Here is a 15,042-nt window from a genome sequence, read left to right on the forward strand (position 1 = left end):
GCCCGGACACGGCGAAGGGCCCCGTCCGAACACCGGACGGGGCCCTTCGACCGTGGCGTGGCGAACGCAGCGATCAGTGGTGGCCGTGGCCGCTCGTGATCTCCCTGTACTCCTCGACGGTGGGCTTCGGGACCTGGGACTCCGGGCCGTAGTAGGCCTTGCTGAGCTTGGTGCGCAGCTTCTCGGTGCCCTTCACCTTGCGCTCGACGCCGTTCTCGTCGACCGCCGGGCCGATCTCGGCCGGCTTGTACTGCTCGTGTGCCGTGAGCGTGTACATCTGCTCCTGGCTGAGCGGCTCGTGCACCTCGATGAACTCACCGTGCGGCAGGCGCTTGATGATGCCCGACTCGCGGCCGTGCAGCACCTTCTCCCGGTCCCGGCGCTGCAGGCCGAGGCAGATCCGCTTGGTGACGATGAACGCGATGACCGGTCCGGCGAAGAAGCCGATGCGGACGAACCAGGTAACCGCGTTGATCGACAGGTTGAAGTGGGTGGCGATGATGTCGTTGCCACCGCCGATCAGCATGATCATGTACGCCGTGACCCACGCGACACCCAGGGCGGTGCGGGTCGGGACGTTGCGCGGGCGGTCCAGGATGTGGTGCTCGCGCTTGTCCCCGGTGACCCACGCCTCCAGGAACGGGTAGAGGGCGATCAGGGCGAGGAAGAGGCCGAAGAGCACCAGCGGGACGAACACGCCCAGGACGAGCGTGTGGCCCAGGAAGTTGATCTCCCAGCCGGGCATGGCGCGCACCAGGCCCTCGGCGAAGCCCATGTACCAGTCGGGCTGGGCGCCGGTGGACACCTGGTCCGGACGGTACGGGCCCAGGACCCAGATCGGGTTGATGGACGCGATGCCGGCGAGCGCGGCGGTGAAACCGAAGACCAGGAAGAAGAAGCCTCCGGCCTTGGCCATGTAGACCGGCAGCAGCGGCATGCCGACGACGTTGGTGTTGGTCCGTCCGGGGCCCGCGAACTGCGTGTGCTTGTGGTAGAAGACCAGGATCAGGTGGGCCACCACGAGCCCGAGCATGATGCCCGGCAGCAGCAGGATGTGGATCGAGTAGAACCGGGCGACGAAGTCGTCGCCGGGGAACTCGCCGCCGAACAGGAACATCGAGATGTACGTGCCGACGATCGGCATCGACAGGATCGCGCCCTGGGTGAAGCGGACACCGGTGCCGGAGAGCAGGTCGTCCGGGAGCGAGTAGCCGGTGAAACCGGTGAACATGCCCAGGACGAACAGCAGGAAGCCGAACAGCCAGTTGATCTCGCGCGGCTTGCGGAAGGCGCCGGTGAAGAAGACGCGCATCATGTGCACGAACATGCCGGCGAGGAAGATGACCGCCGCCCAGTGGTGGATCTGCCGGATCAGCAGACCGCCGCGCACGTCGAAGCTGATGTCCAGCGTCGACTTGTAGGCCTCGCTCATCAGCTGGCCCTGCATCGGGACGTAGGAGCCGTGGTACTCCACCTCGTTCATCGACGGGTGGAAGAACAGCGTCAGGTACACACCCGTGAGGATGATGATGAGGAAGCTGTACAGGCAGATCTCGCCCAGCATGAAGGACCAGTGGTCCGGGAAGATCTTGCGCATGTTGGCCTTGGCCAGGGAGTAGATCCCCAGCCGGCCGTCGGCCCAGTCGGCGACACGCTCGCCGGCCGGTGCCTTCCCGCGAGAGCGGGACTCGTTGGTGGCTGAAGTGCTCATCCGCGCTCCCAGAATGCAGGACCGACGGGCTCTTCGAAGTCGCCGAGCGCTTCGAGGTAACCCTCGTCGTTCACGCCGATGCGCAGCTGCGGCAGGGCGTGGCCGGCGGGCCCGAAGATCACACGGGCACCGTCGGAGAGGTCGAAGGTGGACTGGTGGCAGGGGCACAGCACGTGGTGCGTCTGCTGCTCGTACAGGGAGATCGGGCAACCGACGTGGGTGCAGATCTTCGAGTACGCGACGATGCCCTCGTGCGACCACTCGAGCTCGCGCTTGTCCTTGATGTCGTCCGGCTGGATCCGGACGATCATCAGGGCCGCCTTGGCGATCTCGTTCTGGAACCCGTGGTCGTGCTCCTCGAGGCCTTCCGGCTTGGCGAAGGTGAGCGAGCCCACCGCGATGTCGGAGGGACGCAGCGGCTCGTTGGTGTTCATGTTGACGAGCAGCTTGCCCTTGCGCCACATGGTGTGGCGCAGCTTCTCCTCGGGCAGCGGACCGAGGTCGCGCAGCAGCACCAGACCGGACAGCGGCACCAGGGCGACCGCGCCGAACATGGTGTTGCGGATCAGCTTGCGACGGCCGAGCTGCGACTCCTTGGCGCCCTGGCGGAAGTCCGCGTGGACCTTCTCGCGGACCTCGGGTCCCGCCTCGATCGGGTGCCGGTCGTCGGCGAGCTCCACGTCGGACATCAGGGTGCGGGCCCAGTGGACCGCGCCCGCGCCGATGGTGAACAGCGCGATGCCGAGCGTCAGGCCGAGCGCGAAGTTCAGCGCGCTGATGTGGCCCAGCGGGAAGATGTAGACGACCTTGTGGACCGGGATCGCCACGTACGCGGCGATGAAGCCGATGGTGGCCAGCATCGACACCGTGAACAGCAGGGTGACCGTGCGCTCGGACCGCTTGGCGGCCCGCTCGTCGATGTCCTGGATCCGGTGCTCGTGGGGCGGCAGGCCCGGGTCGGCGAACGGGTTCTTCTCGTCCGCGACGCCTACCGTGCCGTGACCGGTGTCCTGCGCGACGGGCAGGTTCTCTTCTGGAATGTCTTGGCTGCTCATGACTTCTTCGCCTTTGCGGTCCGGGCGGCGACCCACACGGCGACGGCGATCAGGCCGCCGAGACCGAAGATCCAGCCGAACAGACCCTCGGCCACCGGGCCGATGCCGCCCAGCTCGAGCCCGCCGAGGCTCTCGCTCTCTTCGCCGTTGACCGCGTTCAGGTACGCGATGATGTCCTTCTTGTTCTGCTCGGTCAGCGTGGTGTCGGGGAACGAGGGCATGTTCTGCGGGCCGGTCTGCATGGCCTCGTAGATGTGCTTGGGGGAGACGCCCTCGAGGTTCGGCGCGTACTTGCCGTGCGTCAGCGCGCCACCCTTGCCGGTGAAATTGTGACACTGCGCGCAGTTGGTGCGGAAGAGGTCACCGCCCTTGGCGATGTCCGCGCCCTCCGGGCCGTACTGCTCCTCGGTCGGGACGGCGGGACCGGCGCCCAGCGAGGCGATGTAGGCCGCCAGCTGGTCGATCTCGGCCTGGGTGTAGATGTTCCTCTTCTCCGGCACCTGCGCGCCGGGCTGCTGGGCCGGCATACGGCCGGTGCCCACCTGGAAGTCGACGGCCGCGGCGCCCACACCGACCAGAGGCGGCCCGTCAGTGGTGCCCTGACCGCCGGTGCCGTGGCAGCTGGCGCAGCCGACCGCATAGAGCTTCTTGCCCTCCTCGATGGTGAGGGACTGGGCGGTTTCGTCGGCCTGCGCCTTGCTCGTCGGTGCGAGCACGGCGTACAGCCCCCCGGTGCATGCCAGCGCGAGGAGTAGGACGACGAGCGCCGCCAACGGGTGGCGTCGTCGTGCGGAGAGCTTTTTCACGGATTACCCCGGTGTCAGGATCTTCTGCGTCGATGCTTTGGGATGTGCGCTCCAAGGAGCGCGCGCGGATGCGGACCCGGCTACTTGATCATGTAGATCGTGGCGAAGAGGCCGATCCAGACGACATCGACGAAGTGCCAGTAGTAGGACACGACGATGGCCGCGGTCGCCTGCTCGTGGGTGAATCTGCGGGCCGCGTAGGTCCGGCCGAGGACCAGCAGGAAGGCGATGAGACCGCCTGTCACGTGCAGGCCGTGGAAGCCGGTGGTCAGGTAGAAGACCGAGCCGTACGGGTCGGACGAGAGCGACAGGCCCTCGTGCTTGACCAGCTCGGTGTACTCGAAGACCTGACCGCCGATGAAGATCGCGCCCATGATGAAGGTGACGACGAACCACATCCGGAGCTTCTTCACGTCACCGCGCTCGGCGGCGAACACGCCGAGCTGGCAGGTGAGGGAGGAGAGCACCAGGATCGTGGTGTTCGTCGCCGAGAACGGGAAGTTCAGGGCGTCGGCCTTCTCCGACCAGAAGTCGGGCCCGGTCACCGATCGCAGGGTGAAGTACATCGCGAAGAGGGCCGCGAAGAACATCAGCTCGGAGCTCAACCAGATGATGGTTCCGACGCTGGTGAGGTTCGGCCGATTGACCGACGGGTGCGCGTGCCCGGTTTCTACTGTCGTTGCTGTCGCCACGACCGACATTATGTCGGTCGCTTATCCCGCCCTCACTCCGGGGGGTGCCGTTCGGAGTGTCTCTCCCCTTCGGACCGGTGTTGACGTGGCCTTCGAGGGAGTAGCATCCGCCCATCGGGCCTGTCCTTAAGACGCTGACGTCACGGAGGAACAATGCAGCCGACCGCCACGGTGCTGGTCTACAGCGACGACTCCACCACCCGCGAACAGGTGCGGCTCGCCACCGGCCGGAGGCCGGCCCCGGACGCCCCGGTCGTGGAGTTCGTGGAGTGCGCGACTCCGGCGGCCGTCGTCAAGGAGCTGGACAAGGGCGGGATCGACGTCTGCGTGCTGGACGGCGAGGCCGTGCCCATGGGCGGCATGGGGCTGTGCCGGCAGATCAAGGACGAGATCTTCAACTGCCCGCCGGTGCTGCTGCTGATCGGCCGGCCCCAGGACGCGTGGCTGGCGACGTGGAGCCGGGCGGACGCGGCGGTGGCGCTGCCGGTGGAGCCGGTGGAGTTCGCGGCGGCCCTGGCCGCCCTGCTGCGCCAGGAGAGGCTGCAGAGCGCCTAGGAGTCCGGTTCCTCCCGTGACGCGGGGGACGCGGCGGGGGCGGGGCCGAGCGCGCCGCCCGGGGCGTCACGCGGCCGCCGGCCGCAGCCGCGCCGCGTCCTGCGGGCCGGGCCCGGCCGGGTCCCCGGCCACCAGGGCGCTGCCGGCGCGCCACTCGTCCCAGGTCAGGTTCCAGTCGCCGAAGCCGTTGCCGAAGGGCTCCATCGTGTGCCCCGCGGAGTTGACGACCTCCACCACGTCGCCTTCGCGGACGGTGTCGAAGAACCACTCGGCGTCGGCGGTGCTCATGCCGGTGCAGCCGTGGCTGACGTTGGCGTAGCCCTGGGAGCCGACGGACCAGGGGGCGGCGTGGACGTACTCGCCGCTCCAGGTCACCCGGGTCGCGAAGTGGACGGGCAGGTCGTACGCCTCCGAGGAGCCCTCGGCTATCCCTATGGTGGTGCTGCGCATGCGTACGAAGCGTTCCTTGCCGAGGACGACCTTGACGCCGTTGCGGGTGTCGAAGCCGGGTTTGCCGGTGGTGACGGGGATGGTCTTGACCGCCTCGTCGTTCTTGTAGACGGTCATCGAGTGCGCGGCGGCGTCCGTGACGGCGACGACCCGGTCCCCCGTGGTGATCTCCAGCTGTTCGGCCTTCCCGCCCCACAGCCGGTCGTTGATCTTGATGCCGTCCAGGTTGCTGCGCACCTGGACGGTGGCGTGCGCCGGCCAGTACGCCTCGGGGCGGTAGTGGAGCTCCTTGTCGTCCACCCAGTGCCAGGAGCCCTGCACCGCGGGCGTGGAGCTGACCTTCAGGGCGCGCTCGACGACGGCCCGCTGGGCGCGGTCGGCGACCGGCACGCTCAGTTCGGCCGTGAGCGGCTGGCCCACGCCGTAGGTGCCCGCCTTCGGTCCGAAGGTGACGTCCAGGCGCTTCTCGGCGGTGGGCTTGCCCGTGACGAAGGCGAGGACCTTGCGGCCGGGTGCGCCGTCCTGGTTCTCGGTGCTCACCCGGACCGTGTAGCGGGCGTCGGCGGCCAGCGGTGAGGTGCTGTGCCAGCGGCGGCCGTCGGCGGAGAGCTCACCGGCCACGTACCGTCCCGAGGCGTCCGCCGCCGTGACGTCCGTGATGCGCCCGTCCGAGCCCTGGGCCACGACCTCCAGGGGTTTGTCCGGGTCGGCCTTCCCCCCGGCGGCGCCGGGGCCGCTGAAGGAGATCTGGTCCGCCGCGTCGTAGGGCGCGGCCGTGAGCGGATTGTCGTCCTCGCCGCAGCCGGTGAGGGTCGCGCCGAGGGCGATCGCCAGCAGCGTGCAGCCGGCGACGGTGGAGGTGCGCGGTGTGTGGCTCATGCCGTCACCGTAGGGAGCCGAGTCAACAGCGGCGCGCCGAATAACCCGTACGAGGGACATTATTTGCTGCACATGCACGAGCCCGGACGCTCCGTACGGAGTGTCCGGGCTCGCGCGGTGCCGGGTGTGTGCTACTGGGTGCGGTTCTCACCGCGGTAGTACTCGAAGACCCAGCCCCAGATGCCGATCAGCATCAGCGGTGCCGAGAAGTACATCAGCCACCAGCCGACGGCGACCGACAGGAAGGCGAACGCGCCGCCGACGGCCAGGGAGAGCGGCTGCCAGCTGTGCGGGCTGAAGAACCCGACCTCGCCGGCGTCGTCCGCGACGTCCGCCTCCTTGTTGTCCTGGGCGCCCACGTCGACCCGCTTGGCCGTGAAGCCGAGGTAGAAGCCGATCATGATCGCCAGGCCGAAGGCCAGGAAGAGGGCGGTGGTGCCGGCGGGCTCCCTGGACCACCAGCCGTAGACGACCGCCATCACCAGGATGAAGGCGCTCAGCCACATGAACATCTTGCCCTGGATCTTCACTTGCCGGCCTCCTTGCCGCCAGCGAGGGCCGCCGTCTCGGAGTCCTCACGGCCGATGTTCTCGAGCTGGTCGAGCGCGGCGATCTCCGGGTGGTGCAGGTCGAACGCCGGGGATTCGCTGCGGATCCGCGGCAGGGTGAGGAAGTTGTGCCGCGGCGGCGGGCAGGAGGTCGCCCACTCCAGCGAGCGGCCGTAGCCCCACGGGTCGTCCACGCCGACCGGCTTGCCGTACTTGGCCGTCTTCCAGACGTTGTAGAAGAACGGCAGGATCGACATGCCGAGCAGGAACGAGGCGATCGTCGAGATCGTGTTCAGGGCGGTGAAGCCGTCGGCCGCGAGGTAGTCCGCGTACCGGCGCGGCATGCCCTCGGCACCCAGCCAGTGCTGGACCAGGAAGGTGCCGTGGAAGCCGACGAACAGCGTCCAGAAGGTGATCTTGCCGAGGCGCTCGTCGAGCATCTTGCCCGTCCACTTCGGCCACCAGAAGTGGAAGCCGGAGAACATCGCGAACACCACGGTGCCGAAGACGACGTAGTGGAAGTGCGCCACCACGAAGTACGAGTCGGAGACGTGGAAGTCCATCGGCGGCGAGGCCAGGATGACACCGGTCAGACCGCCGAAGGTGAAGGTGACGAGGAAGCCCATCGCCCACAGCATCGGGGTCTCGAAGGACAGCGAGCCCTTCCACATGGTGCCGATCCAGTTGAAGAACTTCACACCGGTGGGGACCGCGATCAGGAAGGTCATGAAGGAGAAGAACGGCAGCAGCACACCGCCGGTGACGTACATGTGGTGCGCCCACACCGTCACCGACAGGCCCGCGATCGCGATCGTCGCGCCGATCAGGCCCATGTAGCCGAACATCGGCTTGCGGGAGAAGACCGGGATCACTTCGGAGATGATGCCGAAGAACGGCAGCGCGATGATGTACACCTCCGGATGCCCGAAGAACCAGAACAGGTGCTGCCACAGCAGCGACCCGCCGTACTGGGCGTCGAAGATGTGCGCGCCGAACTTGCGGTCCGCCTCCAGCGCGAACAGCGCCGCGGCCAGCACCGGGAAGGCCAGCAGCACCAGCACACCGGTCAGCAGCACGTTCCAGGTGAAGATCGGCATGCGGAACATCGTCATGCCCGGGGCGCGCATGCAGATGATGGTGGTGATGAAGTTGACCGAGCCGAGGATGGTGCCGAAGCCGGAGAAGGCCAGGCCCATGATCCACATGTCGGCGCCGACGCCCGGCGAGCGCACCGCGTCCGACAGCGGGGTGTAGGCGAACCAGCCGAAGTCGGCCGCGCCCTGCGGGGTCAGGAAGCCCGCCACCGCGATCAGGGAGCCGAACAGGTACAGCCAGTAGGCGAACATGTTCAGCCGGGGGAAGGCCACGTCCGGCGCGCCGATCTGCAGCGGCATGATCCAGTTGGCGAAGCCGGCGAACAGCGGCGTCGCGAACATCAGCAGCATGATCGTGCCGTGCATCGTGAACGCCTGGTTGAACTGCTCGTTCGACATGATCTGCAGGCCCGGCCGGGCCAGCTCGGCGCGCATGACCAGCGCCATGACGCCGCCGATGCAGAAGAAGACGAACGACGTGGCCAGGTACAGCGTGCCGATCGTCTTGTGGTCCGTGGTCGTCAGCCACTTGATGACGACGCTGCCGCGGTTCTGGCGCCGGACCGGCAGCTCGTCCTCATAGTGGGACCCTGCTGCCGCGGCACCCTGGGGTTCGTTGAGGATGCTCACAGGATGTTCGACTCCCGGTTCTTCTCGTGACCCGCCTGCTCGATGCCGGCGGGCACGTAACCGGTCTGCCCCTTCTTCACGAGGTCCTTGAGGTGCTGCTCGTAGCGCTCCGGGGAGACGACCTTCACGTTGAACAGCATCCGGGAGTGGTCGACGCCGCACAGTTCGGCGCACTTGCCCCGGAAGGTGCCCTCCTTGTTGGGGGTCACCTCGAAGGCGTTGGTGTGGCCCGGGATCACGTCCTGCTTCATCAGGAACGGCAGCACCCAGAAGGAGTGGATGACGTCGCGCGAGGTGAGGACGAAGCGGACCGTCTTGCCCTTGGGGAGCCAGAGGGTCGGGCCGGGGTTGCCGTTCTGCGGGTTCCGGGTGCCGGGGATGCCGCAGTCGTAGACGCCGCCGGCGTCGGCCGGGAAGGCCTCCCGGTACCGGTCCGGGATGGCGTCCAGTTCCTTGGAGGTCTTGGCGTCACCGGAGGAACCGTCGACGCTCTCGACGTAGTTGAAGCACCAGCTCCACTGGAAGCCGACCACGTTGACCGTGACGTCGGGCTTCTTCTTCATGCTGAGGAGCTCGGACTCGTCGCGGGCCGTGAAGTAGAAGAGGACCGAGACGATGATGAGGGGGACCACCGTGTACAGCGCCTCGATGGGCATGTTGTACCGGGTCTGCGGAGGAACTTCGACCTTGGTGCGGCTGCGCCGGTGGAAGAATGCACTCCACAGGATCAGGCCCCACACCAGCACGCCCACGGCGAGCGCGGCGGCCCAGGAGCCCTGCCACAGGGAGAGGATCCGCGGAGCCTCTTCCGTGGTCGGGGTGGGCATGCCGAGGCGGGGGAAGTCCTCGTATGTGCAACCGGTGGCGGTCGCCAGGACCAGGCCCGCGGTCAGTGCCTGCAGCAGCTTCCGCCGCATCGGGCGCCGCGGCGAGCGGTCGGAGCCGTTGGGACTCACGTAGCGCCTTCCCGAGAGTCTCGCCCGCGCTGGTGGCTGCGGCCTTCTCGCTGGTCGGTCGCCGCCCTGCGTCGGGCAGGGGTTTGGATGTTTATGCGGAGCAAACCCTAGCCGACGCCCTCCGGGGGTTCGCGGGGAGGGTCGCATACGCGCCGCGGGTCACCCCGAAGGGGTGGGACCGGGCGGCCATGGCTCGGTTCCGCCCGTGGTGCGCGCGTGCGGACGGTCCGCGGCCGGTCGCGCGCTTCCCCGCGCCCCCGGGGGCGCGTTCCCCCGGCCGGCGTCTAGCGTTGCCGTGTGGCCTACTTCGACGCTGCTTCCTCCGCTCCCCTCCACCCCGTCGCCCGGCAGGCGCTGCAGGCCTCCCTCGACGAGGGGTGGGCCGATCCCGCGCGGCTGTACCGGGAGGGGCGGCGGGCGCGGATGCTGCTGGACGCGGCGCGGGAGGCGGCGGCCGAGGCGGTGGGATGCCGCGCGGACGAGCTGGTGTTCACCTCCTCCGGGACGCGGGCGGTGCACTCCGGGATCGCGGGGGCGCTGGCCGGGCGCCGCCGGGTGGGGCGCCACCTGATCGTGTCGGCGGTCGAACACTCCTCGGTGCTCCACGCGGCCGAGGTGCACGAGGCCGGCGGGGGGACGGTCACCCGGGTCGCCGTCGACCGCACGGGGGCGGTGGACGCCGCGTCGTACGCCGCCGCGCTGCGGCCGGACACCGCGCTGGCGTGCCTGCAGTCGGCCAACCACGAGGTGGGGACCGGGCAGCCGGTGGCCGAGGTCGCCGAGGTCTGCCGCGCGGCGGGGGTGCCGCTGCTGGTGGACGCGGCGCAGTCGCTGGGGTGGGGGCCGGTGGAGGGCGACTGGTCGCTGCTGACGGCCAGTGCGCACAAGTGGGGCGGGCCGCCGGGCGTCGGGCTGCTCGTCGTGCGCAAGGGCGTGCGGTTCGCGCCGCAGGGGCCGGTGGACGAGCGGGAGTCGGGGCGGGCGGCCGGCTTCGAGAACGTCCCGGCGATCGTGGCGGCGGCGGCCTCGCTGCGGGCGGTCCGGGCGGAGGCGGCCCGGGAGGCCCTGCGGCTGCGGGAGCTGACGGACCGGATCCGGGCCCGGGTGCCCCGGCTGGTGCCGGACGTGGAGGTGGTCGGCGAGCCGGTGCGCCGGCTGCCCGGGATCGTCACCTTCTCGTGCCTCTACGCCGACGGGGAGAGCCTGCTGCACGAGCTGGACCGGGAGGGGTTCTCGGTGTCGTCCGGTTCGTCCTGTACGAGCAGCACGCTGACGCCGAGCCACGTGCTGAAGGCGATGGGGGTGCTGAGCGAGGGGAACGTGCGGGTGTCGCTGCCGGCGGGAGCGGCGCGGGAGGACGTCGAGCGGTTCCTGGAGGTGCTGCCCCGGGCGGTGGCGGCGGTCCGGGAGAAGCTGGGCGCGCCGGCCGGCACGGCGACGGCCGGGGAGGCCGGGGCGCTGGTCGTGGACGCCGTGGGCAGGCGCTGCCCGGTCCCGGTGATCGAGCTGGCCAAGGTCATCGGCGACGTACCGATGGGCGGCACGGTCCGCGTCCTCGCCGACGACGAGGCGGCGCGGCTGGACATCCCGGCCTGGTGCGAGATGCGGGGCCAGGAGTACGTGGGCGAGGAGCCGGCGGACCGGGGGTCGGCGTACGTGGTCCGCCGGCTCTCCTGACGGGCGGGGCGTCAGGCCAGGTGCACCTGCACCTCGGCCGCCGCCTCGTCGCCGTACGCCTTGGTGAAGCGCTCCATGAAGTGGGCGCGGCGCAGCCGGTACTCCTGGGTGCCGACCGTCTCGATGACCAGCGTGGCCAGCATGCAGCCGACCTGGGCGGCGCGCTCCAGGGAGACGCCCCAGGCCAGGCCGGACAGGAAGCCGGCGCGGAAGGCGTCGCCGACACCGGTCGGGTCGGCCTTGAGCCGCTCCTCCGGGCAGCCGACCTCGATCGGGTCCTCGCCGGTCCGCTCGATGCGCACGCCGCGCGCGCCGAGGGTGGTGACGCGGTGGCCGACGCGGGACAGGATCTCGGCGTCCGACCAGCCCGTCTTCGTCTCGATGAGGCCCTTCTCGTACTCGTTGGAGAACAGGTACGTCGCCCCGTCCAGCAGGATGCGGATCTCCTCGCCGTCCATACGGGCGATCTGCTGGGAGAAGTCGGCGGCGAAGGGGATGGACCGGGAGCGGCACTCCTCGGTGTGGCGCAGCATCGCCTCCGGATCGTCGGCGCCGATGAGGACCAGGTCCAGGCCGCCGACCCGGTCGGCGACCGTCTTCAGCTCGATGAGGCGGGCCTCGCTCATGGCGCCCGTGTAGAAGGAGCCGATCTGGTTGTGGTCGGCGTCGGTGGTGCACACGAAGCGGGCCGTGTGCAGGGTGTCGGAGATGCGGACCGAGGCGGTGTCGACGCCGTGCCGGTCCAGCCAGGCCCGGTACTCGTCGAAGTCCGAGCCCGCGGCGCCGACCAGGATCGGGCGGGTGCCGAGCTGGCCCATGCCGAAGGCGATGTTCGCGCCGACGCCGCCGCGGCGCACGTCGAGCTTGTCGACCAGGAAGGACAGCGAGACCGTGTGCAGCTGGTCCGCCACCAGCTGGTCGGAGAAGCGGCCGGGGAAGGTCATGAGGTGGTCGGTGGCGATGGAGCCGGTGACTGCGATGCGCACGGCGTGGAATCTCCCGGAGGCAACGGTGGGGCGCGGCGGCGCTCGCCGGAAGGAGCGGCGAGCGGCGGACGGGCAGGTTGACAGTTCACGCTACCGGGAAGCGTGCCGGCTTCGAAGCGGGCAAAACTACCCGATAGTAGATCTTTCTTCGTGAGCCGCGGCGTGCTTACGGTGCCGCTATGACGAACCTCAAGGTCCACTCCCCCGCCCCGGCCGACCTCGAAGGGGGCCTGGCGTCGCTGCGCGGTGACTGCGCCCGGATGGCACCCCACTGGACGGTTCCGGAGCGGGTGTCCACCGCGCCGGTCCCGCCCTCCCTCATCCACGGCGTGACCGTGCCCCGGGCGTCGGCCCGGCTGCTGGACGCCATGTCGGACTACGGCGACTGAGCGGACGCCGGCCCCGGAGGGAACCGGGTGCTCCCCCGCTGCGTCCCATCGCTGTCCCCCGTAAAGAGGATGCGGGATACGACCCGTCAGCGGCCCGTGCGAGAAGGGGCCGGGTCGTCCGGGACAGCTGTGCGGCCGAAGGAGCGATGCGGTGGACACCGAGCGACCCGACAACGACGACGCCACCACCGGGCCCGGCGCCGACGGGACCGCCGAGAACGCGCGGGACGTCAAGGGCGCTTCCGGCGGCACCGAGGCGCGGGACCCCCAGGAGGGTCCCGGCCTCTCGGACCCCGGGGAACCGGGCGCCCGGACCGGGGGCCTCGAAGCGGCGGCCCCGGGGGCCGGGGACCGGGAGGCGGACGCGGATCCGTCCGGCGCGCGCGACGGCGGCGGTCCTCCCGCCGAGGCACCCGGCGCGGGCGAAGGGGGTGCCTCGGACGGCGGGCCGCCCGAGGCGCCGCCCACCCGGCGCCGTACGTCCGCGATGGTCGCCGCCGTCACCGCCGCCGTGCTGCTCGTCGGGGGCGGCGGGGCCTACCTGACCGCCCGTGCCTCCGGGGGGCCGGACGGGGGGACGTCGTCCTCCGGGGCGCCCGGCGGTGGCGGCACGCCCCCGCCGCTCGTCCTCGACGGCTCCTCCGAGACCGGTGCGAACGGCATCGCGCCGGGCGAGCCCGACCCCTACGGCGCGGTCTACCGGGCCGGCGGCGCGCTCCCGGACGGCCCCGGCTCGGCGCCCGTGTACCGGGCGCGGGGCGAGGTCACCCGGCAGGAGGTGGCCCGGCTGGCCGAGGCCCTCGGGCTGGACGGGGCGCCCGTCGCCGAGGGGCAGGTCTGGAAGGCCGGGTCCGGCAAGGACGGCCAGGGGCCGAGTCTGCGGGTGAACCGGCAGGCGCCGGGCGCCTGGACGTTCCACCGGTACGCCCCGGGTACCGACGACTGCCGAAAGCCCACCGTGTGCGCGCAGGACCCGGCCTCCCCGGCCGGCGACCCGGTGAGCGAGGAGGCGGCGATGAAGGCGGCCGCGCCCGTGCTGAAGGCGGTGGGCCAGGACGACGCGCGGCGCGACGCGAGCCAGGTCGTGGGCGCCAGGCGGACGGTGAACGCCGATCCCGTGGTCGGCGGGCTGCCGACGTACGGCTGGACGACGGGGGTGACCGTCGGCGGCGAGGGGGAGGTGGTCGGCGGCAGCGGACAGCTCGGCGCGCCGGTGAAGGGGGACACGTACCCCGTGGTGAGCGCCGGGGAGGCGCTGGACCTGATGAACGCGCGGCCGGGGGACGACCCGCGCGCGGGCGTCGGCGGCTGCGCCTCGCCCGTGCCGCTCCAGGACCGGCGGGAGGAGCCGTGCGAGGCGTCGGCGGACGCGCCGCAGCAGGAGCCGCTCACGGTGGAGAAGGCGGTGTTCGGGCTGGCCGCGCACGTCGTGGAGGGACGGCGGGCCCTGGTGCCGTCCTGGCTGTTCGAGGTGCGGGCGGCGGGCGCCGGGGAGGCGTTCACGGTGACGTATCCGGCGGTCGAGCCGGAGTACCTGGCCGCGCCCGGGCCCGGCGGGCAGCCCACCGGCCGCCCCAGCCCGCGGCCGACCGGGCCGGGCGACGAGCCGACCTCGGCGCCGGCCCCGCGGGACGTCGAGGTGGAGGGCTACACGGCCGAGGGCAACGAGCTGACCGTGACCTTCTCGGGCGGGGTGTGCTCCGACTACGAGGCGACGGCGCGCGAGGGCGCGGACCGGGTGACGGTCACGGTGACCGAGAGGCCCTGGCCGGGCAAGGTCTGCATCATGATCGCCAAGCAGTACCAGCAGACGGTGCGGCTGGACGGGCCGCTCGGCGACCGCGAGGTCGTCGGGTCGGACGGCGAGCCGGTCCCGCTGCAGAAGGACGGGGCCCGGCTGCCGGCGCCGCCCGAGCGGACCCGGTAGGGCGCGCGAAGACGAAGGCGGCGGCCCCGTCGGAAGGGGCCGCCGCCTTCGTCGTGTCCGCCGCCGGGCTCGGCTCAGCTGAAGGAGTCGCCGCAGGCGCAGGAGCCGGTCGCGTTCGGGTTGTCGATCGTGAAGCCCTGCTTCTCGATCGTGTCCACGAAGTCGATGGTGGCGCCGCCCAGGTACGGAGCGCTCATGCGGTCGGTGACGACCTTCACCCCGCCGAAGTCCTTCTCCACGTCGCCGTCGAGGGAACGCTCGTCGAAGAAGAGCTGGTAGCGCAGGCCGGAGCAGCCACCGGGCTGGACGGCGACACGCAGCGCGAGGTCGTCGCGGCCTTCCTGGTCGAGCAGGGCCTTGACCTTGGCCGCGGCGGCGTCGGTCAGGATGATGCCGTCGGTGACGGTGGTGGTCTCGTCCGATACGGACATCTACATCTCTCCCGGGTTGTACGGAGACTGCTTGCCGACGGTTGCAACCGGCGGGGCCACGGATTCATTCCGGGCCGGGTGCGTGTCGTTCGGTTCCTTCGGTCCCCTTCATGCTCGCACACGCGTCCCGGAGCGGAAACCGGCTCCAGTGGGGGTCTTCCGGACACCGTCCGGGAATGAACGGGCGCCGCGCGGGATTCACGTCACACAGACGCTATGGCCATCGTCAAAGTGACGTGAAGCGGTTATGATAGAT

Annotated in this window: 14 protein-coding genes; 4 read left to right on the forward strand and 10 right to left on the reverse strand. The window is 70.6% G+C overall.

What is annotated here, in order from left to right; all coding sequences use genetic code 11:
* Window positions 1–73: 73 nt before the first annotated feature.
* The 4 genes from AB0L29_RS06455 to AB0L29_RS06470 all read right to left on the reverse strand — a co-directional run bounded on the left by AB0L29_RS06455 (window position 74) and on the right by AB0L29_RS06470 (window position 4,273).
* Window positions 74–1,711, reverse strand: a complete 1,638-nt coding sequence (locus AB0L29_RS06455; protein WP_365823953.1) for a cytochrome bc complex cytochrome b subunit — start codon at window positions 1,709–1,711, stop codon at window positions 74–76.
* Window positions 1,708–2,766, reverse strand: a complete 1,059-nt coding sequence (locus tag AB0L29_RS06460) for a Rieske 2Fe-2S domain-containing protein (RefSeq protein WP_365823955.1) — start codon at window positions 2,764–2,766, stop codon at window positions 1,708–1,710. The genes AB0L29_RS06455 and AB0L29_RS06460 overlap by 4 nt, the downstream gene beginning before the upstream one ends.
* A complete protein-coding gene (locus tag AB0L29_RS06465; protein WP_365823956.1) occupies window positions 2,763–3,572 on the reverse strand; it encodes a c-type cytochrome in 810 nt (269 codons plus the stop codon). Before AB0L29_RS06465 ends, AB0L29_RS06460 begins: the two co-directional genes overlap by 4 nt.
* Window positions 3,573–3,652: 80 nt before the next feature.
* Entirely contained in the window at window positions 3,653–4,273 is a 621-nt protein-coding gene (locus AB0L29_RS06470) for a heme-copper oxidase subunit III (RefSeq protein WP_365823958.1), read from the reverse strand.
* Between the two features lie 144 nt (window positions 4,274–4,417).
* On the opposite strand from AB0L29_RS06470, the gene AB0L29_RS06475 reads away from it, so the two are divergent.
* On the forward strand, window positions 4,418–4,819 hold the full coding sequence (locus tag AB0L29_RS06475; protein WP_365823960.1) for a hypothetical protein: 402 nt from the start codon (window positions 4,418–4,420) through the stop codon (window positions 4,817–4,819).
* A 66-nt stretch (window positions 4,820–4,885) separates the two neighbouring features.
* Here the strand turns inward: AB0L29_RS06475 and AB0L29_RS06480 are convergent, their stop codons facing one another.
* From AB0L29_RS06480 to coxB, 4 genes are all read right to left on the reverse strand, one after another.
* A complete protein-coding gene (locus tag AB0L29_RS06480; RefSeq protein WP_365823962.1) occupies window positions 4,886–6,148 on the reverse strand; it encodes an Ig-like domain-containing protein in 1,263 nt (420 codons plus the stop codon).
* Window positions 6,149–6,279: 131 nt separating this feature from the next.
* Window positions 6,280–6,678, reverse strand: coding sequence for a cytochrome c oxidase subunit 4 (locus AB0L29_RS06485; RefSeq protein ID WP_365823964.1), 399 nt, complete (start codon window positions 6,676–6,678; stop codon window positions 6,280–6,282).
* Window positions 6,675–8,420 (reverse strand): cytochrome c oxidase subunit I, encoded by a 1,746-nt coding sequence (gene ctaD / locus AB0L29_RS06490; RefSeq protein ID WP_365823966.1) that lies wholly within the window; start codon window positions 8,418–8,420, stop codon window positions 6,675–6,677. Before ctaD ends, AB0L29_RS06485 begins: the two co-directional genes overlap by 4 nt.
* Window positions 8,417–9,376, reverse strand: a complete 960-nt coding sequence (coxB, locus tag AB0L29_RS06495) for a cytochrome c oxidase subunit II (protein WP_365823968.1) — start codon at window positions 9,374–9,376, stop codon at window positions 8,417–8,419. The genes ctaD and coxB overlap by 4 nt, the downstream gene beginning before the upstream one ends.
* 297 nt (window positions 9,377–9,673) lie before the next feature.
* Here coxB and AB0L29_RS06500 point away from each other — a divergent pair, with 297 nt between their 5' ends.
* On the forward strand, window positions 9,674–11,053 hold the full coding sequence (locus AB0L29_RS06500) for an aminotransferase class V-fold PLP-dependent enzyme (RefSeq protein WP_365823970.1): 1,380 nt from the start codon (window positions 9,674–9,676) through the stop codon (window positions 11,051–11,053).
* 11 nt (window positions 11,054–11,064) lie between these two features.
* On the opposite strand, the gene AB0L29_RS06505 is transcribed toward AB0L29_RS06500, so the two are convergent.
* Window positions 11,065–12,039 carry a carbohydrate kinase family protein gene (locus tag AB0L29_RS06505; protein WP_365823972.1) on the reverse strand — a complete coding sequence of 325 codons (975 nt, stop codon included), beginning with the start codon at window positions 12,037–12,039 and terminating at the stop codon, window positions 11,065–11,067.
* A 179-nt stretch (window positions 12,040–12,218) separates the two neighbouring features.
* On the opposite strand from AB0L29_RS06505, the gene AB0L29_RS06510 reads away from it, so the two are divergent.
* Window positions 12,219–12,428 carry a hypothetical protein gene (locus AB0L29_RS06510; RefSeq protein WP_365823974.1) on the forward strand — a complete coding sequence of 70 codons (210 nt, stop codon included), beginning with the start codon at window positions 12,219–12,221 and terminating at the stop codon, window positions 12,426–12,428.
* A 151-nt stretch (window positions 12,429–12,579) separates the two neighbouring features.
* Window positions 12,580–14,355, forward strand: coding sequence for a hypothetical protein (locus AB0L29_RS06515; RefSeq protein ID WP_365823976.1), 1,776 nt, complete (start codon window positions 12,580–12,582; stop codon window positions 14,353–14,355).
* A gap of 74 nt (window positions 14,356–14,429) precedes the next feature.
* On the opposite strand, the gene AB0L29_RS06520 is transcribed toward AB0L29_RS06515, so the two are convergent.
* A complete protein-coding gene (locus AB0L29_RS06520) occupies window positions 14,430–14,786 on the reverse strand; it encodes an iron-sulfur cluster assembly accessory protein (protein ID WP_028422454.1) in 357 nt (118 codons plus the stop codon).
* Between the last annotated feature and the right edge of the window lie 256 nt (window positions 14,787–15,042).

Source organism: Streptomyces sp. NPDC052701, assembly GCF_040678355.1.
In the GTDB taxonomy this organism is placed as follows: domain Bacteria; phylum Actinomycetota; class Actinomycetes; order Streptomycetales; family Streptomycetaceae; genus Streptomyces.

Coding starts and splice junctions, on each gene's coding strand:
- AB0L29_RS06455 (WP_365823953.1), bottom strand. CDS start 1,711: ATGAGCACTTCAGCCACCAACGAGTCCCGCTCTCGCGGGAAGGCACCG.
- AB0L29_RS06460 (WP_365823955.1), bottom strand. CDS start 2,766: ATGAGCAGCCAAGACATTCCAGAAGAGAACCTGCCCGTCGCGCAGGAC.
- AB0L29_RS06470 (WP_365823958.1), bottom strand. CDS start 4,273: ATGTCGGTCGTGGCGACAGCAACGACAGTAGAAACCGGGCACGCGCAC.
- AB0L29_RS06475 (WP_365823960.1), top strand. CDS start 4,418: ATGCAGCCGACCGCCACGGTGCTGGTCTACAGCGACGACTCCACCACC.
- AB0L29_RS06480 (WP_365823962.1), bottom strand. CDS start 6,148: ATGAGCCACACACCGCGCACCTCCACCGTCGCCGGCTGCACGCTGCTG.
- AB0L29_RS06510 (WP_365823974.1), top strand. CDS start 12,219: ATGACGAACCTCAAGGTCCACTCCCCCGCCCCGGCCGACCTCGAAGGG.
- AB0L29_RS06520 (WP_028422454.1), bottom strand. CDS start 14,786: ATGTCCGTATCGGACGAGACCACCACCGTCACCGACGGCATCATCCTG.